The following is a 22758-nucleotide window of genomic DNA, read 5'->3' on the forward strand; positions in this document are numbered from 1 at the left end:
GAACCCACCGGGTGCGACCAAACGCCACGGAGCGCGTTTTAGAGCACCTCGCCATCATATGGCAGGCGTCTCTGGCCTTTTTTCTGCATGCAGAACAACCGTCAAGTCAAACCCGCATCATCCGCTCGAACCGAGCTAAGGAAGAATCATCGTGAAAATCAACTGGGCCGAGAACCTGCGGCAGAACGTGCACCAACTGGCCGAGTCCCTGGGCAACCTGTTCGTCGAGACCTTCCACTACCTGGCGCTGTTCGCCATCGGTGCCGTTACCGCGTGGGCGGCGGTGATGGAGTTTTTGGGGATGATCGAAGAGGGGCACATCAAGATCGATGACATCTTGCTGCTGTTCATCTACCTGGAACTGGGGGCGATGGTCGGGATTTACTTCAAGACCAATCACATGCCGGTGCGTTTCCTGATCTACGTGGCGATCACTGCATTGACGCGACTGCTGATCTCCAACGTCTCACACCACAATCCGCCGGATATCGGCATCATCTACCTGTGCGGCGGGATTCTGCTGCTGGCGTTTGCGATTCTGGTGGTGCGTTACGCCTCGTCGCAATTCCCTTCGGTGAAGATCGAACACCCGCAACGCAAGATCGGTGCGGGTTCCGGTGAGCATCCCGAAGTCGAGAAGGGCGAGATTTAAAGCCGCATGGCTGGCCGGCTGTGGCCCTTGACGCGTGGCGGCGGCAGGTTGTGATTGTCGCCGTCAGTCATGGCTTCGAGGATGGCCACGGCGCTGTGGCCCTGTTCGATAGCAATGCCGAATTGAATGCTCTGCACCAGGCGTTTGAGGCGCTGGGGGTCGTTGCGTTGTTCGGCGCTGATCATCCGTTTGGCGACTACGTGACCGCTGTTGGACAGGGTCAGCATGATGCTGCCATCCAGACCCTGAATGCTCAGGTTGATCTGATAATCCGGTGCAAAAGCATCGGTAATGAGCTGAAAGGGGTTGTCCATGATGCGTCACCGCCTGATTGAACGTGCAGTTGTTGACCCGCCGTGATCGGGATTAGTTCGCAACACCAGACCACCGGCACGTCGCTCGCTGAGGTTTTCAAAAGTCCTTTTGCCTCAGATAGGACGTAGCAAGGGCCATGCCGGGAAAACTGTCGGACAATGATCTCGGCAAAAAGGAGCGGGCGCCGCGATCCGTGTAGCAGCTGGCGAAGCCTGCGTTCGGCTGCGTAGCAGTCGTGAAATCAGGCGATGCGGTGCCTCAGTAAAACCGAGTCCTCAGGTTTGACGACTGCTGCGCAGCCGAACGCAGGCTTCGCCAGCTGCTACAGCCCGCCTTCTTTTTGCCTGCCCGTTTCAGGGCATGAATGAGTAGATGATCGCAGACAGTGCAATCAAACCGATCAACACCACGAACACGTTCGAGGCCTGACCCGAATACTGGCGCAAAGCTGGCACTCGACGGATGGCGTACATCGGCATCAGGAACAACAGGCACGCGATGATTGGCCCGCCTAGGGTTTCGATCATGCCGAGGATGCTCGGGTTGAACGTCGCCACGGCCCAGCAGCTGAGGATCATGAACAGCGCGGTCACGCGGTTCAGCCAACTGGCAGACATCACCCGGCCACGGCCGCGCAGGCTTTTCACGATCAGGCCCTGAAAGCCTTCGCTGGCGCCGATGTAATGGCCGAGGAACGACTTGGTGATCGCCACCAGCGCAATCAGCGGTGCGGCGTAAGCGATGACCGGCGTCTGGAAGTGGTTGGCCAGGTACGACAGGATCGAGATGTTCTGCGCCTTTGCCGCCGCCAAATCCGCCGGTGACAAGGCCAGCACGCAGCTAAAGCAGAAGAACATCACCGTCACTACCATCATCGCGTGGGCGATGGCGAGGATGCCGCTGCTTTTGCGTTCGGCCTGCTCGCCGTAACGCTGTTTCTGGTCGACGGCGAAAGCGGAAATGATCGGCGAATGGTTGAACGAAAACACCATCACCGGGATCGCCAGCCACAACGTCTTGAAGAACAGGGGCATCGGCATGCCTTCACTGGCGGTGGCGAAGAATGCGCCGTTCCAGTTCGGGATCAGGCTCAAACCGAGCAGCAGCAACGCCGCAACGAACGGATAAACCAGCACGCTCATGCATTTGACGATGACACCTTGACCGCAACGGACGATCGTCATCAGACCGAGGATCAGCACCAACGACAGAATCGCCCGCGGTGGCGGGGCGATGTGCAACTGATGCTCGATGAAGCTGCTCAAGGTGTTGGTCAGCGCCACGCTGTACACCAGCAGAATCGGGAAGATCGCAAAGAAATACAGCAGCGTGATCAGCTTGCCGGCGCCGATGCCGAAGTGTTCTTCCACCACTTCGGTGATGTCCCCGGAACGTCCGGACAACACGAAGCGGGTCAGGCCGCGGTGGGCGAAGAAGGTCATCGGGAAGGCTAGCACTGCCAGTACCAGCAGCGGCCAGAAGCCACCCACGCCGGCGTTGATCGGCAGGAACAGCGTGCCGGCGCCGATGGCTGTGCCATAGAGGCCGAGCATCCAGGTGGTGTCGTGTTTGCTCCAGCCCTTGGTGACTGTTGCTGTGTCGCGTTTGAGTTCTACAGCTGGGTTATCGGCAGCAGGTGTACGTACATCGGTCATCGTTAGGCCTCGTTATTGTTCTTGCTCGGGCTCACGTGTTAAGGACGGTCAGGGAATGCTCCTCAGCACTCCACCCAGCTCACCGCCAGGCCGCCCCGTGAAGTCTCTTTGTATTTGTCGTGCATGTCGGCGCCGGTATCGCGCATGGTGCGGATCACCCGGTCCAGGGAAATGAAGTGTTTGCCGTCGCCGCGCAGGGCCATTTGCGTGGCGTTGATCGCCTTCACGGCGGCGATGGCATTGCGCTCGATGCACGGCACTTGCACCAGGCCGCCGACCGGGTCGCAGGTCAGGCCGAGGTTGTGTTCCAAACCGATTTCGGCGGCGTTTTCCAGTTGCTCGGGCGTGGCGCCGAGTATGTCCGCCAGACCGGCAGCGGCCATGGCGCAGGCGGAGCCGACTTCGCCCTGGCAGCCAACTTCGGCGCCGGAGATAGACGCGTTTTTCTTGCAGAGGATTCCTACGGCCGCAGCGCCCAAAAAGAACGCGACGACGTCATCGTCCGACGCGTCCGGGTTGAATTTCATGTAGTAGTGCAGCACCGCCGGAATGATCCCCGCCGCGCCGTTGGTCGGCGCCGTGACCATGCGCCCGCCCGCTGCGTTTTCTTCGTTCACGGCGAGGGCGAACAGGTTCACCCACTCCATGGCCGACAGCGTGGAGGTGATGACATTCGGCTTGCCGATTTCCAGCAGGCTGCGGTGCAATTTCGCAGCACGACGCGGAACATTCAGACCGCCGGGCAGGATGCCTTCATGGCGAAGCCCTTGCTCGACGCATTCGCGCATCACCGACCAAATGTGCAGCAGGCCCTGACGGATTTCGGCTTCGCTGCGCCAGGCCAATTCATTGGCCATCATCAACTCGGAAACGCGCAGACCGTGCAGGTTGCAGAGCTTGAGTAATTCGGCGGCGCTGGAGAAATCGTACGGCAGCACCACATCGCTGGTGGGCGCGATGCCGGACTCGGCTTCAGCCGCTTCGATGATGAAACCGCCGCCGATCGAGTAGTACGTTTGCTCCGACAACTCGCCGGTTTCGCCGAAGGCTGTCAGAGACATCGCATTGGGGTGGTAGGGCAGGCTCTCGTCGAGCAGCAGGAGGTCGCGTTGCCAGTTGAAGGCGATGGTGGTTTTGCCTGCCAGAGACAGTTCGCCAGTTTCGCGCAGAGACTGGATTCGACTGTCGATGGACGTGGGATCAATGCTGTCCGGCCATTCGCCCATCAGGCCCATGACGCAGGCGCGGTCGGTGGCGTGGCCGACGCCGGTCGCCGACAGGGAGCCGTAAAGTCGGATTTCTACGCGCCGTACGTCGGCCAGCAATTGTTGGTCAATCAGGGCTTGGGCGAAGGTCGCAGCGGCGCGCATCGGGCCGACGGTATGGGAACTGGACGGACCGATGCCGACTTTGAAGAGATCGAAAACACTGATAGCCATGCTAAAGCCTATACAAGCAATGGAAGAGAAATCGCTGCCATTTTTGTAGGACAAGCGCAATGTCGGCGATACTGCCTACCTCGGTCCTACGTGACCAACGAAACTTCCTAAGACAGCCTTTAGCAGGACTAAACAATGAGCCGCCAATTGCACGCCCAGACTTACGTTTGGCTGCACGTGTTTTCCTGTGCCGCGCGGCACTTGTCGTTCACTCGATGTGCCGAAGAGCTGCACATCACGCCGGGTGCGGTCAGCCAGCAGATTCGGCAACTGGAAGAGCGGCTGGGTTTTCGCCTGTTTCACCGTCGTGCTCGCGGTGTGGAACTGAGCGCCGAAGGCCAGCGACTGGCCATCACGGTCAACGAGGCTTACGGCAGCATCGATGCGGAATTGCGACGACTGGACGCCGGAATGATCAGTGGGATTCTGAGGGTGCGCTCGATTCCATCGTTCCTGAGCAAATGGTTGACCCCAAGGTTGCCGCGTTTGCAGCAGCGCTTTCCGGACATTCAATTACGGCTGGTGGCCGAGGACAGCAGCGTGCCATTGCACGAAGGCGACTTCGACCTGGCCATCGACCTGAATGACGGCAGCTATCCCGGTTTGTTATCGACAACCTTGCTCGACGAACAGATATTTCCGGTCTGCGCCCCAAGCCTGCTGCGCGGCCGGCCGCCGCTGCATGGCCCGGCGGACCTGATGCATTTCCCGTTGCTGCACGACATTACCGCCTGGCGCGGCAGTTACGAGTATGCAGAGTGGGAGTTCTACCTCAACGCCATCGGCTTCGAAGGCGCGGACGTGCGGCGCGGGCACACCTTCAATCGCAATCACCTGACCATCGAAGCGGCGATTGCCGGCATGGGGGTGGCGATTGCGCGGCGAACCTTGCTGAATGACGAGCTGGAGCGAGGGACGTTGATCGTGCCGTTTGGCCTGGCGGTGCCCAATCACAAGCGTTACGTGCTGCTCTATGCGCCAGGGGCGTTGAGCCATCCGGGCGTGCGTGCGGTGCATGACTGGCTGGTGGAAGAGGCGGGGATATTTCGAAGCCTGCATCCGCTGGCGGAGCGGCAGATGTGAGCAATTGTGACAAAAGAGTCCGGCGACCCAACTCCCGACCTTAACAGCGCTTTTGCTCCTTGTCCGGCTTTTTTTGCGTATGAAAATTTATCTTTTTTTAGGGGTTGAATTGTTCTGCGAGCAGACCGATTGTGTAAGTAAGAGGTCACGGTGATGACGCCCAAGGGCCAGCCGATGTGCCTCTCGCGAGCTAGCTGAAATAAGGGATGAACTATGCAAATCCAAGTCAACAGCGATAACCATATTCAAAGCAGCATCCGACTGGAGGAGTGGGTACGTACTACCATTGAGAGCACGCTAGAACGTTATGAAGAAGACCTGACACGCGTCGAGGTTCATCTGCGGGACGAGAACGGCGACAAGCCCGGTCCCCATGACATGCGCTGTCAGCTGGAAGCGCGGCCAAAAGGCCACCAACCGATTTCTGTCACCCATAAAGCCGATACCTTGGAGCAAGCGATCGACGGTGCGGCCGAAAAACTTGAACATGCGCTTGAGCACCTGTTCGGCAAACTGCGGGGCAAACCACGTGCCGCTGTGGTGCCGTTCGAGAGAGTCGCTGCCGATGCGTTGCTGGAAGACGAGTTTCTCGAGAACGAACAGGCTGCGCAAAACGGTTGAAGCCTGATTAATTTTTATCTTCCCACTGACAAACGGGTCTGCTTATGCAGGCCCGTTTTGGTTTGGGCTGATCGTTACTGATCGTGATTAGAACGCAACAGACGTCTGCACATACACCGTCCGTGGTTCCCCCACATACTTACCCTTGTTGTTGTCATCAAACGAGCGGGTAAAGTACTGATGGTTGAAAATGTTCTTCACCCCCACCGCCACATTCAAGTCCGATAACTTCGGCCCGAAGTCATACGCTGCGCGGCTGCTGAACAACATGTACCCAGGAATCTTGCCGGTGCTGCCATCAGCGCTTTCAGTCGAGGTATTGGCGTTGTCGGCAAACTGGTCGCTCTGATAGCTGCTGTCCAGGTTCAGCTTCCAAGCGCCTTCGGTATAACCCACGCCAACCGTGCCTTTGTGTTTTGAGGAGAAGGGCACACGATTGCCCTTGTTCGGCCCATCTTCGCGGATGGTCGCGTCCACATAGGCGTAAGTGGCATAAACATCGAAACCAGCCAGTGAAGGGCTCAAATCATCGAGGGCATAATTGACGCTGGTTTCGATACCTTGATGGCGAGTCTCGCCACGGGCGATCACCGAATCGTTGGTCTGGTTGCTTTCGTACTGGTTGTCGAAGTTGATCAGGAACGCGCCGATCTCTGCCCGCAGCGCACCGTTGTCATAACGGGTGCCCAGCTCCCAGGTACGCGCCTTCTCCGGTTTCACTTCACCACTGGTCACCCGATTAGGCATCTGGCTGTATTGCACGCTGCCGAACGAGCCTTCGGTATTGGCGTAGAGGTTCCAGGTGTCGGTCACGTGATAGAGCACGTTCAACGCCGGCAGCGCCGTGTTGTAGTCGCCCTTGTACTTCACGTTCGTCAGGTTGTTGGTTTGTTGCGATTCGATCATCTCGTAGCGGATGCCCGGAGTGAAGGTCCACTTGCCGATGTCGATCCGGTCGTCGACGAAGAACGCATTGGCCTCGGTGCCGCCACGGGTGTCGCGGTCGTTGCGGCTGTCGGTGGTCGGATACTCGTTGCTGGCGATCGGCGTGCGATAGCGCAATTCGTGGCCGGCTTCGTTGATGTAGCGATAGCCGACGCCGACTTCGTGGCTGGTCGGACCGACATCGAAGCCCTGGGCAAAACGGGTTTCCAGGCCGCGCACCCAATACTCGCGAGGCGACAGCGAGAGAAACGTGCCCTGATCCAGATAGCCGCTGCGCAATGTCTTGGTGAAGAAGGTGTTGGCGGTGAATTCCCGGCGATCTTCCTGATAGCGATAACCGACGTTGAACATCGTCCGACGGCCCCAGAACTGGTCTTTCGCACGCGTCGACTGGTAAGGGTTAGCGTCGTAATCGGCGACGTTCAGGCCGCCGGGCATGTCAGCCTTGCCTTCGTAATACTGGGCCATCGCGTTGAAGCTGTTGGCCTCGTCGAGCTGGTATTTACCCTTGAGGATCAGGTCGTCGATTTCGGTATCGCTGTGTTCTCGCCAGTCGCCACCGCGCGTGCCGGAATACAACAGCGCACCGCCCAGACCGTTCTCGGCAGTACCGCCGGCCAGCAGGTTGGCAGTGGTCTTGAACCCGTCGTGGCTGGAGGAAGGGCTGGTTTCGGTCTGAAAACCACCCTTGACCGTTGGCTCATCGGGAATCGCCCGGGTCACGAAGTTGACCACGCCGCCGACGTTCTGCGGACCGTAACGTACGGCACCGCCGCCACGCACCACGTCCACCGCGTCCATGTTGCCCATGCTGATCGGTGCAAACGACAACTGCGGCTGACCATAAGGTGCGAAAGGCACCGGAATACCATCCATCAATACCGTCGAGCGCGAGGCCAGTCGCGGACTGAGCCCACGAATGCCGAAGTTCAGCGCCATGTCGTGGCTGCCCGTGCCGTTGTTGTCCGGCGCATTCACGCCGGGGATGCGGTTGAGCACGTCCTTGGCCTGAGTCGCGCCCTGGCGTTCGAACTCTTCGCGGCGGATCACGTCACGCGCGCCGGGATGCTCGAAGACGTTGATTTGCGCCGCATCGCCGAGCCAGTCGCCGACGACTTTGGAGGTGTCCAGTTCCAACGCGGTATCGCCCACCGGTTGCAGGCTGAAGGCATTGTCACCTTCGGCGCGGGCTTGCAGGCCGGTGCCTTTGAGCAAGGCGTTCAAACCTTGCTCGGGGGTGTAGTTGCCTTCCAGACCGCGACTCTGCACGCCGCTGGTAACTTGCGAGCCAAAGGAAATCAGCACACCGGCTTCACGGCCGAACTGGTTGAGGGCGTTTTCCAGCGAGGACGGTGCGATGTGATACGGCTTGGCGTCAGCGGCGTGTGCCAGCGCTACAGCGCCGAAACTCAGGCTGGCGCCCAGCAAGAGTTGGCGCAAGGTGCGGGCCAGCGGGGTGAGGCGGGTGAGTTGCATGGACGACGATCCTGAGAAGGTGGAATCAAGGTGGCTTTCCTTCTCTGTCACGCCAGATCTGAAAAACGGCTCATTTATTTAGACGATCATTACGCACGTGCCTCAACCGTCACCCAATACCGGGTAAAGCGCTTCACTTTCACCGGCAAACTGATTTCCAGCAGGTCAAGAATCCGTTCGCTGTCATCCAGTGGATACGTCCCGGAGATCAGCAAATCCGCGACCTTCGCATCGCAATTGAGTTGCCCGCGGCGATAGCGACCGAGTTCGTCGAGGAAATCGCCGAGGCGCAAGTGCGCGGCCACCAGCATGCCGTCGACCCAGGCGCCGCTGTTGGCGTCCAGCGGCACAGCGTTTGCGATGCCTTTTGCGCCAAAGCTCAACTGTCGGGCGCTTTGCAGTATCAGCGGTGAACGACCGTCGGGCGTCAACTCAACGCTGCCTTCGAACACCGCAACCTGGGTGTGATCGGAGAACTGCCGCACGTTCAAACGCGCGTCTTGAGTCTTCAACAGGCCTTGGGCGGTACGAACCTGAAACGCTTGGGCAGCGGTGAGCAGCATCTCGCCTTCGAGCAAGTGGATCAGCCGTTGTTGACCTTCAACGCGCACATCCACGGCGCTGGCGGTATTGAGCTGTAACTGATTGCCATCACCGAGCGGCACCTTGCGTCGCTGGCCGACCGGGCTGCGGTAATCGGCCAATAACGGCGGCAGTGGGTTGTGCTCGCGCATCCCCCACGTGACTGCGCAACCGGCACCGAGAATCAGCAGCAGTTTCAGCGCCTGACGACGACTGCCGGATTTCGGCGCGTTGAGGGCTGCGTGGGCCAATGGCGAAGACAAACCGCGCAAGCGCTGATTGACCCTCTGAATATGTTCCCAGGCCCGTTGATGTTCACTGTGCGCATCGTGCCATCGCTGCCAGGCGAGTTGCTGGCGTGGGGTCAACGGCCCTTGCTGCATTTCCATCAACCAATGCACCGCCTGTTCGGCGACTTGGGATGAAAAGTCCGGTGGAGAGTTTATTGAGTTGTTCATAAGGCGAAGTAGCAGCGCATCGCCGCTTTGTTCAGGTGACGTTTGACCGTGGCGATGGAAATCCCCAACTCGGTGGCGATCTGTGGATAAGTCAGGCCATCGACCTGCGCCAGCAGAAACGCGCGCTTGACCAGGCGCGGCAGGCCATCGAGCAACTGGTCCAACTCCATCAGGATTTGCAGGATGATTGCCCGTTCTTCCTCTGATGGCGCCACGACTTCCGGCATCTGCGCCAACGCATCGAGGTAGGCACGTTCCAGATCCTGACGCCGGTAATGGTTGAACAGCACACGCTTGGCGATCGTCGTCAGGAAGGCTCGCGGCTCGATGATCTGCGGTGTTTCCCGTGCAGTCAGCACCCGCATGAAGGTGTCCTGGGCCAAATCCGCGGCGCTGTCCGGGCAGCCGAGCTTGCGTCGCAACCAACCGGTGAGCCAGGTGTGATGGGCGTGATAGAGGACTTCGACGGTATGGGCTGGCTGCAACGGGACCACTCCGAGCGCATTCGGATACGCTAGAGAACAAGAATTGTTCGCATTGTAGTGGTGGGTACCCGTATCCGGCAATCGACTGTATCGGCGATCTCATCGGACTCTTTTGCATATGAGAATATTTATCATTAATATTGCGGACTTGTTGGCCCCGTGACGTTCACGAGGCTTCACCCGTTTCAAGGTCGAAACATGAAAGGCAAAATCACCGCGCTCGCCGTTTCCTACCGACTGGCCGTCACTTCCCGAGTGCTGGCCGCCGTGCTGGGGGGTTACCTCGTCGCGGCATTGGCCAGTGTCAGCCTGACGATGTGGCTGCCCATGGCTCGCGGCGAAGCGGTGGTCACCGGGATGATGACCTCGTTTCTGGTCTATCTGGTCGCCGTACTCTGGTGCTTTGCCTGTCGCAGTGCGTGGCAAGCCTGGTTCGGATTGTTCGTGCCGAGCGTGGTGTTGGCTGCGGTGTCGGGGCTGGCCTACTGGATGGGCCACTCATGAAAGAGGGCTTTCGACAGGCCATGGCCTGGCTGCACACCTGGGCCGGGTTGATCTTCGGCTGGCTGCTGTTCGCGATTTTCCTGACCGGCACGCTTGCCTATTTCAAGGATGAGATCAGCCACTGGATGCAGCCGGAAATTCCCGCCCGTGCGGTGTCCTCCGAAGCCAGTCTGACCCTGGCCCAGCACTACCTTGAGCAGCACGCCGCGGGTGCCTCGCGATGGCTCATTGATTTGCCGGATGCTCGCGAACCCGGGCTATCGGTGAGGTGGCAGCAAGCACCGGCCAAACCCGGCACGCGCGGTCAATTCACCGAAAAACGCCTCGACCCGCAAACCGGCGCAGAAGTGCAGGGCCGGGACACACGCGGTGGCGAGTTCTTTTACCGCTTCCACTTTCAGTTGCAAATGCCCTATCCGTGGGGTCGCTGGCTGTCGACCATCGCAGCGATGGTGATGTTCGTCGCGCTGATCAGCGGGATCATCACCCACAAGAAAATCTTCAAGGACTTCTTCACCTTCCGCCCGCGCAAGGGCCAGCGCTCCTGGCTCGACGGGCACAACGCGGTGGGTGTTCTGGTGTTGCCGTTTCATCTGATGATCACTTACAGCAGCCTGGTGATTTTCATGTCGATGGTGATGCCGGCGAGCATCCTTGCCTCGTACAAAGGTGATGTCGAGGCGTTTTACGATGAGGTGTTTCCGGCGTCCAATACGCCTGAAATGGCAGGCAAACCGGGCCAGTTGGCACCGTTGGCACCGCTGCTGGAACGGGCGAGCGAGCAGTGGTCGGGCGGGCGAACCGGGTGGCTGACGGTGAACAATCCGGGCGATGCGAATGCCTCGGTCATTCTTGCGCGTGACGGCGCCGACCGAGTGGTCCACGACTTTGGCAGCGCGTTGACATTCAACGGCGTGACCGGGCAGCTACTCAGCACGACGCCGAAGCAAGCACTGCCAATGGCGATTGCCGGCAGTTTCTATGGCTTGCACATGGGCCATTTCGCCGGTCCGGTGTTGCGCTGGCTGTACTTCATTTGTGGTTTGGCGGGCACCGCGATGATCGGTACCGGGCTGGTGATCTGGCTCGGCAAGCGTCAGCTCAAACATGTGAAGAGCGGTGTGATGCCGTTTGAGTTGCGACTGGTGGAAGTCCTGAACATCGCCAGCATGTCAGGGTTGATGGTCGCGGTAGCGGCGTTCTTCTGGGCCAATCGATTGTTACCGGTCGGAATGGCCGAGCGGGCGGATTGGGAAGTGAACGGCTTCTTCATCGTCTGGGGCTTGAGTGTGTTGCACGCCATGGTCCGCCGTGGTCGTGCAGTGTGGGTCGAACAGTTGGCGCTGGCGGCGTTGCTGTTCTGTGCGGTGCCGCTGCTGAACGCGCTGACTACTCCCTATCACTTGGGCGTCACCCTGATGCAGGGCGATTGGGCCATGGCCGGTTTCGATCTGACGTGCCTGGGCAGTGGTCTGTTTTTCGCGTGGGCTGCGTGGAAAATGCAGCGCGCGGGGCAGGCTGGAATCGTCGCCCGACCGCGGGCGAAATCGATAATGCTTGAGCAAGAGGCGCACTGAATGTTCTTGGCCTTGTTGCTGTGCTACGGCGGTTTCACCGCGCTCTGTTTATCGATGGATCGGCATCACGCCGAACTGTTGGGGCGCAAGCCCTCGGCTCGTCGCCGTCAAGGAATGAAACTCAGTGGCTGGCTGTTGCTGGCGTTATCGCTGTGGGCTGCGGTGTCGTCGACGGGCTGGGGACTTGGATTGGTGGAGTGGTTTGCGGTGTTGATGCTCAGCGCTTTGCTGCTGGTGTTGTTGATGCCGTATCGCCCGCGCCTGGCCTTGGCGTTGGCCGGGTTGAGCGTGCTCGCCAGCCCCGTCGCCGTGTTTGCAAAGGGCTGACCTGATGATCACCAGTCCACCGGAATCCCATGACGATGAACATCGCGGTGCGCGTGCGCATTTCCTGCAGGTGTTCCTTTCCCAGCGTTCGCAAATGGAAGCGCTGGTGAGCCGTCGTGTCGGTTGTCGGGCGACGGCCGCGGACCTGGTGCAGGACTTGTTCCTGCGTTTCTGGCGTCGGCCGCTGGTGCAGGTTGAAGAGCTCAGCACTTACCTGTTGCGCTGCGCCGGCAACATCGCCATCGACCATTTGCGCAGTGAAGGCACGCGGGTGCGGGTCAACGAGGGCTGGATGCCGGATCAACCCGACAGTCACGGCAGCGAACCGCAAGCGGCGTTGGAGGCGGGCAACGACTTGCGTCACGTCGAAGCGGCGTTGCGCGCGCTGCCTGAGCGCACGCGGCAGATTTTTTTGCTCAACCGTATTCACGGGCGCAAATACGCCGAGATCGCCAAGGCCATGGGTTTGTCCCAAAGCGCCGTTGAGAAACATATGATGCGCGCCCTCGAGGCTTGCAAGGCCAGCCTGCGGGAACCCGAACCGCGCACGCCAGGGAAAGCACTGTGAACAACACCGAACGCGTCACCCCGACGCCCGCTCAGGAGCAGGCGGCCTTCGCCTGGCTGGGTCTGTTGCATGATCAGCCCAGCAGCGGCGATCAGGCCACCTTCAGCCATTGGCTACAGGCCGATCCAGCCCATGCCGAGGCTTACGCCCAGGCGCAAGTGGTGTGGGAGTTGACCGAAACACCGGCCCGAACGTTGGCCGATGAAGACGCGTTTGCCTTGCAGGGTTACCTCAACGCGATGAATCGCTCGCGCCGTACCAGCGTTCGGCGTTGGTCCGGTGCGTTGGCGATGGCCGCGTGTCTGGTGCTGATAATCGGCGTCGGTGCTGGCTGGCAACCGTCGCGCTGGGTCGACGATCTGGGCGCGGACTATGTGTCGGCGCCGGGCGAGATTCGCACCGTCACGCTGGCGGATCAGTCGCAAGTCACGCTTGATGCTGACAGCGCGATTGCGGTGGATTTCAGTCGTGGTGAGCGGCACGTTCAGCTGCGGCGCGGCGCTGGATTTTTCCGCGTGACCCACACCGGCGATCCGTTTGTGGTGGACGCTGAAAAAGGCCAGGCGCGGGTGCTGGGGACTCAGTTCGAAGTGCGACTGCAACCGCACGGCGCGCAGGTCACGGTGTTGTCCGGGCGGGTTGGTGTGACGGCGGACGAGCACGCCGCGCAACAAATCCTCATCGCTGGCCAGCAAGTGGCCTATGGCGAGGGTTCGGCGGAAACACTCCACGCGGTCGACAGCGAAGCGCAATTGGCGTGGCGTCAAGGTTGGCTCAACTACTACAAGGCAACACTCGCCGAGGTGGTGCAAGACCTTGGGCGTTATTACCCGGGACGGATTGTGCTGCTCAACGATGAACTCGCGGCGCGGCGGGTCAGTGGCAGCTTTCCGAGCAAGGATCCGCAAGCGGTGTTGAGTTCGTTGCAAGGGGTTTTGGGGTTTGAGCAGCACAAGGTTTTGGGGCATCTGATTATTTTGCGTTGAGGCTGCTGGCCTCTTCGCGAGCAGGCTCGCTCCCACAGGGGAATGCATTCCAAAATGTGGGAGCGGGCTTGCTCCGGGCGGCGTTCCGACGAAGGCGTCAGATCAAACACTACTGAACTCCCGATAAAAATATTTTCAGAATTCTGATGAGGTAAACCCCGACGCCATCCGTGTAGTGACTGAAACTGCGAGTCATTCGCATCCCGTAGGTTCTACACAGGTCATGAGCGATGAAGTCCAGGGCAAAATCGGGTTCGGTCAAACAATGGTTGGGTACGTGTGCCTTGAGCTTTTCGGCGCTGGCATTGCTGCCGTTGAGTGTGGCGGTGGCGGCTGAGGCCGGCAGTGCCCGACAGAGTGCGCCGTTCAGCTTCGCGATGGCCGCCAAACCGCTGCCTCAGGCCTTGAGCGACTTCAGCCGGATCACCGGTATCAGCGTGGTCTACACCGATGAGGCACCTTACGGCATCAACGCTCCAGCGCTCAGCGGACAGATGAGTGCCGAGCAGGCAATGCAGCGTTTGCTCAGCGGTTCGGGGTTCACCTTCCGTCGCACCGACGGCCATACATTGGTGCTGGAGCCGTTGCCTACCGATGGCGCCTTGAACCTGGGCGCGACCACCATCACCTCGGTGGCCGATCAATCCATGAGCTATCAGCCGCCGCCCTCCAGTTCGGTGATGCGCTCATCGGCCTTGCTTCAGGAAATCCCCCAGACCGTCAACGTGATCCCGGCGCAGGTTATTCGCGATCAGGCGCCGCGCAATCTGGATGACGCGTTGGCCAACGTCAGCGGCATTACTCAAGGCAACACACTGGCCAGCACTCAGGACTCGGTGATGACTCGCGGCTTCGGCGACAACCGTAACGGCTCGATCATGCGCGACGGCATGCCGATCGTGCAGGGCCGTGGCATGAATGCGACCGTGGACCGGGTCGAAGTCCTCAAGGGCCCGGCCTCGCTTCTTTACGGCATTCAAGACCCGGGTGGCGTGGTCAACATGGTCAGCAAAAAGCCCGAGCTTGAGCAGTACAATGCGTTGACCCTGCGTGGCTCGACCTATGGCGACGGCAAAAACGGCAGCGGTGGCGGTCTCGACAGCACCGGCGCGCTCGGCGAATCCGGGTTGGCCTATCGCATGGTGTTGGACCACGAAGACGAAGACTACTGGCGCAATTTCGGCACTCACCGCGAGACATTGGTAGCACCGTCCCTGGCCTGGTTCGGTGAAAGCACCAAGCTGCTGTTCTCCTACGAACACCGCGAGTTTCTGACGCCGTTCGACCGCGGAACGATCATCGACCCGCGTGACAATCATCCGCTGGACATCTCCCGCGAGCGTCGCCTCGACGAGCCGTTCAACAACATGGAAGGCCGCTCGGACCTCTATCACTTCGAGGCCGATCACGAGCTCAACGACAATTGGAAAGCGCACTTCGGCTACAGCTGGAACCGCGAAACCTACGATGCCAGTCAGGTGCGCATCACCGCCATCGACACCAGGAAAGGCACCCTGACCCGCAGCATGGACGGCACTCAGAACGCGATCAGCACCGACCGCTTCACCACTGCCAGCCTTGAAGGCAATGTCCAGCTCGCGGGGATGAAGCATGACCTGGTGTTCGGCGTTGATGATGAGTACCGCAAGATTTACCGCGAAGACCTGATCCGTCAGAAAAGCCTGAGTACCTTTAGTTACGTCAACCCGGTCTACGGTCGCGAAGTCGCCGGCACCACGGTCAGCCCGGCCGACAGCGCGCAGACCGACGAACTGCGCAGCGATTCGTTGTTTTTGCAGGACTCGATTCACCTGACCGATCAATGGATTCTGGTGGCCGGCGGGCGCTTCCAGGAATACGACCAGTACGCCGGCAAAGGCGTACCGTTCAAGGCCAACACCGACAGCAACGGCCAGAAATGGGTGCCTCGCGCAGGCCTGGTGTATCGCTACACCGATGAACTGTCGTTCTACGGCAGCTACACCGAGTCGTTCAAACCCAACTCGACCATCGCGCCGTTGAGCGGCAGCAGCACCGTGCTGGACGGCAGCGTCGCGCCGGAAGAAGCCAAGTCCTGGGAAATCGGCGCCAAGCTCGACATGCCGGGCCGCGTCACCGGTAACGTCGCGCTGTTCGACATAAAAAAACGCAACGTGCTGGTGGCCAACTCCGAAGGTCCGGTGACGATCTACAGCGCCGCCGGTGAAGTGCGTTCCCGTGGTCTGGAAGTGGACTTGAGCGGGCAGCTGACTGATCGCTGGAGCATGATCGGCAGCTATGCCTACACCGACGCTGAAGTCACTGAAGACCCGACCTACAAAGGCAAGAAACTGCAAAACGTCGCCAAGAACAGCGGCTCGCTGTCGGCGGTTTATGACTTTGGCACTATCATCGGTGGTGACCAACTGCGGGTTGGCGCGGGTGCGCGGTATGTCGGTGAGCGAGCGGGTAACGCTGTGAACGATTTCGACCTGCCGAGCTACACCGTGGCCGATGCGTTCGCCACGTACGACACCAAAGTCGAGGGGCAGAAGGTCAAGTTCCAGCTCAACGTGAAGAACCTGTTTGACCGCACCTACTACACCTCGGCGGCGAGCCGGTTCTTTGTGTCGATGGGGGATTCGCGGCAGGTGTCCTTGTCCAGCACGTTGGAGTTCTGACCGCAGACCGCGTCATGGCGGCATCCCAGGCACCGATAATCTTCGGGCCTACCGCAAAAACGCCTGGCGATACTCTCCAGGTGTTCCCCCCAATGCCTGACGAAACCGATTGGTGAAATGACTCGCACTGGCAAACCCGCACGCCAACGCAATCACCCCCAACGGCTGCAACGTCGAGCGCAACAACTCCCGCGCCCGGCTCAGTCGCCGCGACAGCACATACTGATGCGGTGGCAACCCAAAGCTCTCGCGAAACATTCGCGCAAAGTGGTATTCGGATAACGCACACAATGCCGCCAATTGCCCGAGGCTGATGGCCTCGGCCAATTGGTTGTCGATGAACTCCACCAACTGCCGCCGCTGATGCGCCGCCAGTCCACCCTTGAGCCGCAACCCCTCACGCATTCCAACCTGGCCGAGCAGTACGTGGCTGAGCATTTCATGGGCCAGGCTGCTGGTGAGCACGCGTTCGCCGGGTTCGTCCCAGTTGAGTGTGAGCATTTGCCGAAAGCGCCGGGCTTGCGCCGGGTCGTCCAGAAAGGTGGCTTCGCGCAACTGCAGCTCGCGAGGTTCGCGGTCCAGCAGCGTGACGCAGCCGAGGGCAAATTGTTCGGGGCTGAAATACACGTGGGCCAGGCGAATGTCGCCGTTGATCACCCAGCCCGATTGATGCTCGGCCGGCAGGATGCACAGCTTGTCGGGGCCGCCCTTGGTGCCGGGTTGGTCGCGGCGAAAGGTCCCGGTGCCACCGGCGATGTAGCAGGACAGGGTGTGATGACTCGGCGCTTCGTAATCCTGGGCGTCGTGATGGTTGCTCCACAAGGCTGCAGCCATGCCGTCACCGAGCTCGGCGCTGTGCTCGAGGCGAGCATTGGGCGAGCGGTTGAGGGCTTGAAAGACTTGCAGGGTTTCCAGTGCAGGCATGATGGCTTCTCTCCGACGCCTTGCATCCTACTCCGTAGCCGTTCGGCTGCCAGCCTGTGGCCCGACAAAAGCGCAAGTTTATGCAAGTGCGAAAGGCCTTGGCGCAGGACACTGAAGGCCTATTCAGGAGTCTTTGCCATGAACCTTTCGTTGTATCTGCTGACTGTGCTGATCTGGGGCACCACCTGGATTGCCTTGAAATGGCAACTGGGCGTGGTGGCGATTCCGGTGTCGATCGTCTATCGCTTCGGCCTCGCAGCGTTGGTGCTGTTCGTGATGCTGCTGCTGAGTCGCCGCCTGCAAGTGATGAACCGTCGCGGGCATCTGATCTGTCTGGCGCAGGGATTGTGCCTGTTCTGCATCAATTTCATGTGTTTTCTGACTGCCAGCCAGTGGATCCCCAGCGGTCTGGTCGCGGTGGTGTTTTCCACCGCCACGTTGTGGAACGCACTCAATGCACGCGTGTTCTTCGGCCAGAAAGTCGCTCGCAATGTGCTGATGGGCGGTGCGCTGGGGCTGCTTGGGCTTGGCCTGTTGTTCTGGCCTGAGGTGGCGGGCCACACCGCGAGCCCGCAAACCTTGCTCGGGTTGGGCCTGGCATTGCTCGGGACACTGTGCTTTTCGGCGGGCAACATGCTGTCGAGCCTGCAACAGAAAGCCGGACTCAAACCGCTGACCACCAACGCCTGGGGCATGGCCTATGGCGCGGCCATGCTGTCGGCGTGGTGCCTGGTCAAAGGCATTCCGTTCGACATGGAATGGAGTGCGCGTTACATCGGCTCGCTGCTGTACCTGGTGATTCCGGGTTCGGTGATCGGTTTCACAGCCTACCTGACGTTGGTCGGGCGGATGGGGCCGGAACGCGCAGCCTATTGCACCGTACTGTTCCCCGTCGTAGCGCTGAACGTATCGGCGTTTGCCGAAGGCTATCAATGGACCGCGCCCGCATTGATGGGGTTGGTACTGGTGATGCTGGGCAATGTGCTGGTGTTTCGTAAGCCCAGGGCGCCGATGGTGCAAGGGAACGGCAAACTGGCGTGAAGGTTTGGTTAATCGAGCGCTGGAACTTCAGCGTTCGATGTTGAGCGTGATGTAAATCAGCAGTGGAAACATGAAGTCCACGATGTGTCGAGCCCAATCCTTGGCGTTCCAGCTTGCAGATTCATCCATGTTGAACCATTCGGTGCCGATCACTTGCAAGCAGATGTAATAAACAAAAAAACCGATCAATAGTCCGACGATCGCAAATTTCTTCGCTTCGTGAAAAACGGCTGCAGGTGTATTGATGTTTCGATAAAGATGGTAGGTGCCCAGCAAGCAAAAAGCCGTGTAAATAACTTCCAAAGTTATAATTAACCAATAAATGCGGTGATGGAGCATGGGCGAAGTGATTGCTCTGTAGCTCAGGTTCAGGTTTTCTCGGGTGGTGTCCATGCTGAGAATGTGGCCGACGTATTCGTAATTGGATGCGTAGTCGGTGAAGTTGCTGAACATCACCATCAAGCCAAAGAAGCTTATATAGGCCATTAGTATTACTTTGCTGTATCTAATCAGTTTGTCGGTTGTAAGATTGTTCAATGCAGGTGCTCTCCATAACTTAAGTTCGTAGGGTTGACTAAGTAAGGGGAGTCTATAGTGAGTGTCTTTTTTGTAGCGGTGAACTGAATTACAAGGTGTGTGTATAACGGGCAGGCGGTTAAACGTCTGCCCGTTATAGTTAGCGTTTCCAGACTTGTGGGTTCACCAGATCTTGCGGTCGCTCTCCCAGCAAGGCGCTGCGCAAGTTAGCCAAGGCACGGTTGGCCATGGCTTCGCGGGTTTCATGAGTCGCCGAGCCGATGTGCGGCAATGTCACCGCGTTTTTCAGTTGGAACAGGGGTGACTCGGCCAGCGGTTCTTTCTCGTAAACGTCCAGCCCCGCACCGCGAATCCGGTTGTTTTGCAGGGCTTCGATCAGGGCGGGTTCGTCTACCACCGGGCCGCGGGCAATGTTCACCAGAATCGCGCTCGGTTTCATCAACGCCAGTTCGCGATGGCTGATCAGGTGTCTGGTTTTTTCACTGAGCGGCACAACCAGGCAGACAAAATCGGCTTCGGCCAGCAGTTGATCAAGGCTGCGCAACTGCGCGCCGAGTTCTTGCTCCAGCTCGGTCTTGCGGCTGTTGCCGCTGTAGACGATCGGCATGTTGAAGCCCAGCCGTCCACGTCGGGCAATGGCCGCGCCAATGTTGCCCATGCCGACGATGCCAAGGGTCTTGCCGTGCACATCGCAGCCGAACAACGGCGCACCAACGGTGGCTTGCCATTGGCCAGCCTTGGTCCAGGCGTCCAGTTCGGCGACGCGGCGGGCGCTGCTCATCAGCAGGGCGAAGGCCAAGTCGGCGGTGCTTTCGGTGAGGACGTCGGGGGTGTTGGTGAGCATGATCCCGCGCTCGTTGAAGTAGGCGACATCGTAGTTGTCGTAGCCGACCGAGACGCTGGAGACGACTTCCAGTTTGGCGGCGTTTTCCAACTGTGCGCGACCGAGTTTGCGACCGACGCCGATCAGGCCATGCGCGTGGGGCAGGGCTTCGTTGAATTGGGCGTTGATGTCGCCGTTTTTCGGGTTTGGCACGATGACGTCGAAGTCTTGCTTGAGGCGTTCGACCATTTCGGGGGTGACGCGGCTGAAGGCGAGGACGGTCTTTTTCATGGGAGGCGGGCTCTCGGGCGCAAGTGAATGCCAAGCACGCTAACATTCTTCCTCGCGGTTGTGCGAGCGCCCGGATTGCCGAGTGTACGCCGTTGATCGTTCCCACGCAGAGTGGGAACGATCAATCAGTTGGGCTGGAAATCAATTCGCCACCCGAACCCCACCCATGCTCCCGCTCAACTCATACGCCACCAATTCCGCCTGATGCGCCGCCAAAATCTCCGGCAACGACCCGCGCAAATACTCGACCCACGTCTTGATCTTCGCATCCAGATACTGCCGCGACGGATAGATCGCATACAGATTCAATTCCTGCGACCGGTAGTTCGGCATCACCCGCACGAGCGTCCCGTTGCGCAAGCCTTCAATCGCTGCATACACCGGCAAAACCCCAACCCCCATGCCGCTGATGATCGCTGTCTTCATCGCATCGGCGGAGTTCACCAAAAACGGTGAGCTATTAATCGTCACCATTTCCTGGCCTTCCGGGCCGTCGAAGGTCCATTTCTCCAGCGGAATCACCGGGCTCACCAAACGCAGGCACGCGTGGTTCAGCAAATCGCTGGGCTTCTGCGCGCAGCCGTTGGCTTTCACATAGGCCGGCGAGGCGCAAACGATGCTGTAGGTGATGCCCAAACGCTGAGAGACGAAGCCCGAGTCCGGCAGCTCGCTGGCGAGCACGATGGACACGTCGTAGCCCTCGTCTAGCAGGTCCGGCACGCGGTTGGCCATGGTCAGGTCGAAGGTGACGTCGGGGTGGGTCTTGCGGTAGCGGGCGATGGCGTCGATCACGAAGTGCTGACCGATGCCGGTCATGGTGTGCACCTTGAGCTGCCCGGCCGGACGGGCATGGGCGTCGCTGGCTTCGGCTTCGGCTTCTTCGACGTAGGCCAGGATCTGCTCGCAGCGCAATAGATAGCGTTTGCCGGCTTCGGTCAGGGCGATGCGTCGGGTGGTGCGGTTGAGCAGGCGGGTTTGCAGGTGGGCTTCCAGGTTGGAGACCGCGCGCGAAACGTTGGCCGTCGTGGTGTCGAGTTGCACGGCGGCGGCGGTGAAGCTGCCGGCCTCGGCCACGTAACTGAAGGCGCGCATGTTTTGCAAAGTGTCCATGAGGTGCTCTCGGAGTCGATGGCAAATTGTGACACGAAGTTTCAGGGTCTGAGACCCCGACTAACGGATTATCGCGTTAACGGTAACAAAGATTCACAGGATTCCCAGCTTATCGCCAACAAAGCCGACCCCTAGAATTGCGCACCTCAGGAACAACTCCCCACCTCAGGAAATCGCAGCAGTGCCGCGTCGCATCAGCAGAGCGCTTCAGACGCTCAGTGTTTTGGCTTTAACCCTGGCAATCAGCGGCTGCATCGGTACCGGAGGTATTGCCCCGCAGGGCACGGCACTGGAGGCCGATTCACTGGCCACCGACGAAGCCATCCAGAACGCTGCACAGGACGCACACTGGCCGACCGCCCAATGGTGGCAGGCGTATGACGACCCGCAATTGAACCGCTGGATCGACCTCGCCCTGCAAGGCAGCCCGACCATGGCCATGGCGGCGGCGCGAGTGCGTCAGGCCAAATCCATGGCCGGGATCGCCGAGTCCGCCGAGTCGCTGCAGATCAATGGCGAATCCACCCTCAAACGCCACAACTGGCCCACCGATCAGTTCTACGGGCCGGGCGAGTTGGCCAACACGACGACGTGGGACAACAACGCCGCGCTGGGCTTCAGCTATGCCCTCGACCTTTGGGGCCGCGAAAGAAACGCCACCGAGCACGCCGTCGACATGGCTCACATGAGCGCCGCCGAAGCGCGTCTGGCTCAGCTCGAATTGCAGAACAACATGGTGCGCGCCTACATCGAGCTGTCGTTGCATTTCGCGCAACGGGACATCGTCGAGGCGACCTTGAAGCAGCAGCAGCAAATTCTCGACCTCGCGCAGAAGCGCCTGAACGGTGGCATCGGCACCCATTTCGAAGTCAGTCAGGCTGAAACGCCGCTGCCGGAAACCCACCGCCAGATCGATGCGCTGGACGAAGAAATCGCCCTGAGTCGCAACCAGATCGCGGCACTTGCGGGCAAAGGTCCGGGTGAGGGTGTGCAGTTGCAGCGACCGACACTGTCGTTGGGCGCGCCGCTAAAGTTGCCATCGTCCTTGCCCGCGCAGTTGCTCGATCAACGTCCAGATGTAGTCGCCAGACGCTGGCAAGTGGCGGCCCAGGCGCGCGGTATTGATGTCGCGCACGCTGGTTTCTACCCCAACGTCGATCTGGTCGGCAGCCTCGGCTACATGGCCACCGGCGGTGGGGCGCTGGAGTTTTTGACCGGCAAGAAGCTCAACTACAGCGTCGGCCCGGCCATCTCGTTGCCGATCTTCGACGGCGGCCGTTTGCGCTCGGAGCTGGGCGAAGCCTCGGCCGGTTACGACATCGCCGTGGCCAAGTACAACCAGACGCTGGTCAACGCGCTGAAAAACATCTCCGACCAGTTGATCCGCCGCGAATCCATGGACAAGCAGCAAACCTTCGCCGCCGACTCGGTGGCCACAGCCCAGAAGACTTACGACATCGCGATGATCGCCTACCAGCGCGGGCTCACCGACTACCTCAACGTGCTCAACGCCCAGACGTTGTTGTTCAAACAGCAGAAGGTTCAGCAGCAGGTGCAGGCCGCGCGACTGAGTGCTCATGCGCAATTGGTGACGGCGCTCGGCGGTGGGCTAGGCGCGGGTAACGACGTGCCGAAGGACAGCCAGACCCAGGCACCGAAAACCCCGGCCATTCTCCAGGCCCTCAATCACTGAGCAGGA

Annotated in this window: 21 protein-coding genes; 11 read left to right on the plus strand and 10 right to left on the minus strand. The window is 59.8% G+C overall.

Features of this window, described 5'->3' with window-relative positions; genetic code table 11:
- The first annotated feature begins 151 nt into the window (after positions 1-151).
- Positions 152-652 carry a phosphate-starvation-inducible PsiE family protein gene (locus QFW87_RS04735; RefSeq protein ID WP_283183010.1) on the plus strand — a complete coding sequence of 167 codons (501 nt, stop codon included), beginning with the start codon at positions 152-154 and terminating at the stop codon, positions 650-652.
- Here the strand turns inward: QFW87_RS04735 and QFW87_RS04740 are convergent.
- The 3 genes from QFW87_RS04740 to QFW87_RS04750 all read right to left on the minus strand — a co-directional run bounded on the left by QFW87_RS04740 (position 649) and on the right by QFW87_RS04750 (position 4061).
- Entirely contained in the window at positions 649-966 is a 318-nt protein-coding gene (locus tag QFW87_RS04740; RefSeq protein ID WP_129438355.1) for a DUF3509 domain-containing protein, read from the minus strand. The two genes, QFW87_RS04735 and QFW87_RS04740, sit on opposite strands and share 4 nt — an antisense overlap.
- Positions 967-1320: 354 nt before the next feature.
- Positions 1321-2622: a serine/threonine transporter gene (locus QFW87_RS04745; protein WP_283183011.1), complete on the minus strand. Its 1302-nt coding sequence runs from the start codon at positions 2620-2622 to the stop codon at positions 1321-1323.
- Positions 2623-2684: 62 nt separating this feature from the next.
- The gene (locus QFW87_RS04750) at positions 2685-4061 is read right to left on the minus strand and encodes an L-serine ammonia-lyase (RefSeq protein ID WP_283189934.1); all 1377 of its coding nucleotides are present in this window, start codon (positions 4059-4061) and stop codon (positions 2685-2687) included.
- Positions 4062-4196: 135 nt separating this feature from the next.
- Here QFW87_RS04750 and QFW87_RS04755 point away from each other — a divergent pair, with 135 nt between their 5' ends.
- Together QFW87_RS04755 and QFW87_RS04760 are read left to right on the plus strand one after the other, a co-directional pair.
- The gene (locus tag QFW87_RS04755; protein WP_008150625.1) at positions 4197-5144 is read left to right on the plus strand and encodes a LysR substrate-binding domain-containing protein; all 948 of its coding nucleotides are present in this window, start codon (positions 4197-4199) and stop codon (positions 5142-5144) included.
- Positions 5145-5357: 213 nt separating this feature from the next.
- Positions 5358-5765, plus strand: a complete 408-nt coding sequence (locus QFW87_RS04760) for an HPF/RaiA family ribosome-associated protein (protein ID WP_054049780.1) — start codon at positions 5358-5360, stop codon at positions 5763-5765.
- 87 nt (positions 5766-5852) lie between these two features.
- Here QFW87_RS04760 and fecA read toward each other — a convergent pair whose 3' ends face one another.
- The 3 genes from fecA to QFW87_RS04775 form a co-directional block, all read right to left on the minus strand.
- Positions 5853-8186, minus strand: coding sequence for a TonB-dependent Fe(3+) dicitrate receptor FecA (gene fecA / locus QFW87_RS04765; RefSeq protein ID WP_283189935.1), 2334 nt, complete (start codon positions 8184-8186; stop codon positions 5853-5855).
- 89 nt (positions 8187-8275) lie between these two features.
- Positions 8276-9214 (minus strand): FecR family protein, encoded by a 939-nt coding sequence (locus QFW87_RS04770; RefSeq protein ID WP_283190880.1) that lies wholly within the window; start codon positions 9212-9214, stop codon positions 8276-8278.
- A gap of 8 nt (positions 9215-9222) precedes the next feature.
- Positions 9223-9711: a sigma-70 family RNA polymerase sigma factor gene (locus tag QFW87_RS04775; protein WP_283189936.1), complete on the minus strand. Its 489-nt coding sequence runs from the start codon at positions 9709-9711 to the stop codon at positions 9223-9225.
- Between the two features lie 198 nt (positions 9712-9909).
- Here QFW87_RS04775 and QFW87_RS04780 point away from each other — a divergent pair, with 198 nt between their 5' ends.
- From QFW87_RS04780 to QFW87_RS04805, 6 genes are all read left to right on the plus strand, one after another.
- The gene (locus QFW87_RS04780) at positions 9910-10215 is read left to right on the plus strand and encodes a DUF3649 domain-containing protein (protein WP_283183015.1); all 306 of its coding nucleotides are present in this window, start codon (positions 9910-9912) and stop codon (positions 10213-10215) included.
- Positions 10212-11792 carry a PepSY-associated TM helix domain-containing protein gene (locus QFW87_RS04785; RefSeq protein ID WP_283189937.1) on the plus strand — a complete coding sequence of 527 codons (1581 nt, stop codon included), beginning with the start codon at positions 10212-10214 and terminating at the stop codon, positions 11790-11792. Before QFW87_RS04780 ends, QFW87_RS04785 begins: the two co-directional genes overlap by 4 nt.
- Positions 11793-12119 carry a DUF3325 domain-containing protein gene (locus tag QFW87_RS04790; RefSeq protein WP_283183017.1) on the plus strand — a complete coding sequence of 109 codons (327 nt, stop codon included), beginning with the start codon at positions 11793-11795 and terminating at the stop codon, positions 12117-12119.
- 4 nt (positions 12120-12123) lie between these two features.
- Positions 12124-12687, plus strand: a complete 564-nt coding sequence (locus QFW87_RS04795; protein ID WP_008150603.1) for an RNA polymerase sigma factor — start codon at positions 12124-12126, stop codon at positions 12685-12687.
- A complete protein-coding gene (locus QFW87_RS04800; protein WP_283183018.1) occupies positions 12684-13673 on the plus strand; it encodes a FecR family protein in 990 nt (329 codons plus the stop codon). The genes QFW87_RS04795 and QFW87_RS04800 overlap by 4 nt, the downstream gene beginning before the upstream one ends.
- 230 nt (positions 13674-13903) lie before the next feature.
- Entirely contained in the window at positions 13904-16333 is a 2430-nt protein-coding gene (locus tag QFW87_RS04805) for a TonB-dependent receptor (protein ID WP_283189938.1), read from the plus strand.
- Positions 16334-16381: 48 nt separating this feature from the next.
- On the opposite strand, the gene QFW87_RS04810 is transcribed toward QFW87_RS04805, so the two are convergent.
- Positions 16382-17257, minus strand: a complete 876-nt coding sequence (locus QFW87_RS04810; protein ID WP_283189939.1) for an AraC family transcriptional regulator — start codon at positions 17255-17257, stop codon at positions 16382-16384.
- Between the two features lie 138 nt (positions 17258-17395).
- Between QFW87_RS04810 and QFW87_RS04815 the strand changes: the two genes are divergently transcribed.
- Positions 17396-18298, plus strand: coding sequence for a DMT family transporter (locus QFW87_RS04815; protein ID WP_283189940.1), 903 nt, complete (start codon positions 17396-17398; stop codon positions 18296-18298).
- 27 nt (positions 18299-18325) lie between these two features.
- Here the strand turns inward: QFW87_RS04815 and QFW87_RS04820 are convergent, their stop codons facing one another.
- The 3 genes from QFW87_RS04820 to QFW87_RS04830 all read right to left on the minus strand — a co-directional run bounded on the left by QFW87_RS04820 (position 18326) and on the right by QFW87_RS04830 (position 21059).
- On the minus strand, positions 18326-18835 hold the full coding sequence (locus QFW87_RS04820; RefSeq protein ID WP_283189941.1) for a DUF2165 domain-containing protein: 510 nt from the start codon (positions 18833-18835) through the stop codon (positions 18326-18328).
- Between the two features lie 139 nt (positions 18836-18974).
- Positions 18975-19949, minus strand: a complete 975-nt coding sequence (locus QFW87_RS04825; RefSeq protein ID WP_283189942.1) for a D-glycerate dehydrogenase — start codon at positions 19947-19949, stop codon at positions 18975-18977.
- A gap of 141 nt (positions 19950-20090) precedes the next feature.
- The gene (locus tag QFW87_RS04830; RefSeq protein WP_095133002.1) at positions 20091-21059 is read right to left on the minus strand and encodes a LysR family transcriptional regulator; all 969 of its coding nucleotides are present in this window, start codon (positions 21057-21059) and stop codon (positions 20091-20093) included.
- Between the two features lie 181 nt (positions 21060-21240).
- Here QFW87_RS04830 and QFW87_RS04835 point away from each other — a divergent pair, with 181 nt between their 5' ends.
- Positions 21241-22752: an efflux transporter outer membrane subunit gene (locus QFW87_RS04835; RefSeq protein ID WP_283189943.1), complete on the plus strand. Its 1512-nt coding sequence runs from the start codon at positions 21241-21243 to the stop codon at positions 22750-22752.
- Positions 22753-22758 lie beyond the last annotated feature (6 nt).

The sequence above is a fragment of the Pseudomonas sp. PMCC200344 genome (assembly GCF_030053095.1).
Classification (GTDB): Bacteria; Pseudomonadota; Gammaproteobacteria; order Pseudomonadales; family Pseudomonadaceae; genus Aquipseudomonas; species Aquipseudomonas svalbardensis.

Excerpts from the sequence above, each read along its gene's own strand:
- QFW87_RS04745 (WP_283183011.1), bottom strand. The coding sequence starts at position 2,622 with ATGACCGATGTACGTACACCTGCTGCCGATAACCCAGCTGTAGAACTC.
- QFW87_RS04825 (WP_283189942.1), bottom strand. The coding sequence starts at position 19,949 with ATGAAAAAGACCGTCCTCGCCTTCAGCCGCGTCACCCCCGAAATGGTC.
- QFW87_RS04785 (WP_283189937.1), top strand. The coding sequence starts at position 10,212 with ATGAAAGAGGGCTTTCGACAGGCCATGGCCTGGCTGCACACCTGGGCC.
- QFW87_RS04755 (WP_008150625.1), top strand. The coding sequence starts at position 4,197 with ATGAGCCGCCAATTGCACGCCCAGACTTACGTTTGGCTGCACGTGTTT.
- QFW87_RS04790 (WP_283183017.1), top strand. The coding sequence starts at position 11,793 with ATGTTCTTGGCCTTGTTGCTGTGCTACGGCGGTTTCACCGCGCTCTGT.
- fecA (WP_283189935.1), bottom strand. The coding sequence starts at position 8,186 with ATGCAACTCACCCGCCTCACCCCGCTGGCCCGCACCTTGCGCCAACTC.
- QFW87_RS04810 (WP_283189939.1), bottom strand. The coding sequence starts at position 17,257 with ATGCCTGCACTGGAAACCCTGCAAGTCTTTCAAGCCCTCAACCGCTCG.
- QFW87_RS04740 (WP_129438355.1), bottom strand. The coding sequence starts at position 966 with ATGGACAACCCCTTTCAGCTCATTACCGATGCTTTTGCACCGGATTAT.
- QFW87_RS04830 (WP_095133002.1), bottom strand. The coding sequence starts at position 21,059 with ATGGACACTTTGCAAAACATGCGCGCCTTCAGTTACGTGGCCGAGGCC.
- QFW87_RS04760 (WP_054049780.1), top strand. The coding sequence starts at position 5,358 with ATGCAAATCCAAGTCAACAGCGATAACCATATTCAAAGCAGCATCCGA.
- QFW87_RS04815 (WP_283189940.1), top strand. The coding sequence starts at position 17,396 with ATGAACCTTTCGTTGTATCTGCTGACTGTGCTGATCTGGGGCACCACC.
- QFW87_RS04750 (WP_283189934.1), bottom strand. The coding sequence starts at position 4,061 with ATGGCTATCAGTGTTTTCGATCTCTTCAAAGTCGGCATCGGTCCGTCC.
- QFW87_RS04780 (WP_283183015.1), top strand. The coding sequence starts at position 9,910 with ATGAAAGGCAAAATCACCGCGCTCGCCGTTTCCTACCGACTGGCCGTC.
- QFW87_RS04805 (WP_283189938.1), top strand. The coding sequence starts at position 13,904 with ATGAAGTCCAGGGCAAAATCGGGTTCGGTCAAACAATGGTTGGGTACG.
- QFW87_RS04795 (WP_008150603.1), top strand. The coding sequence starts at position 12,124 with ATGATCACCAGTCCACCGGAATCCCATGACGATGAACATCGCGGTGCG.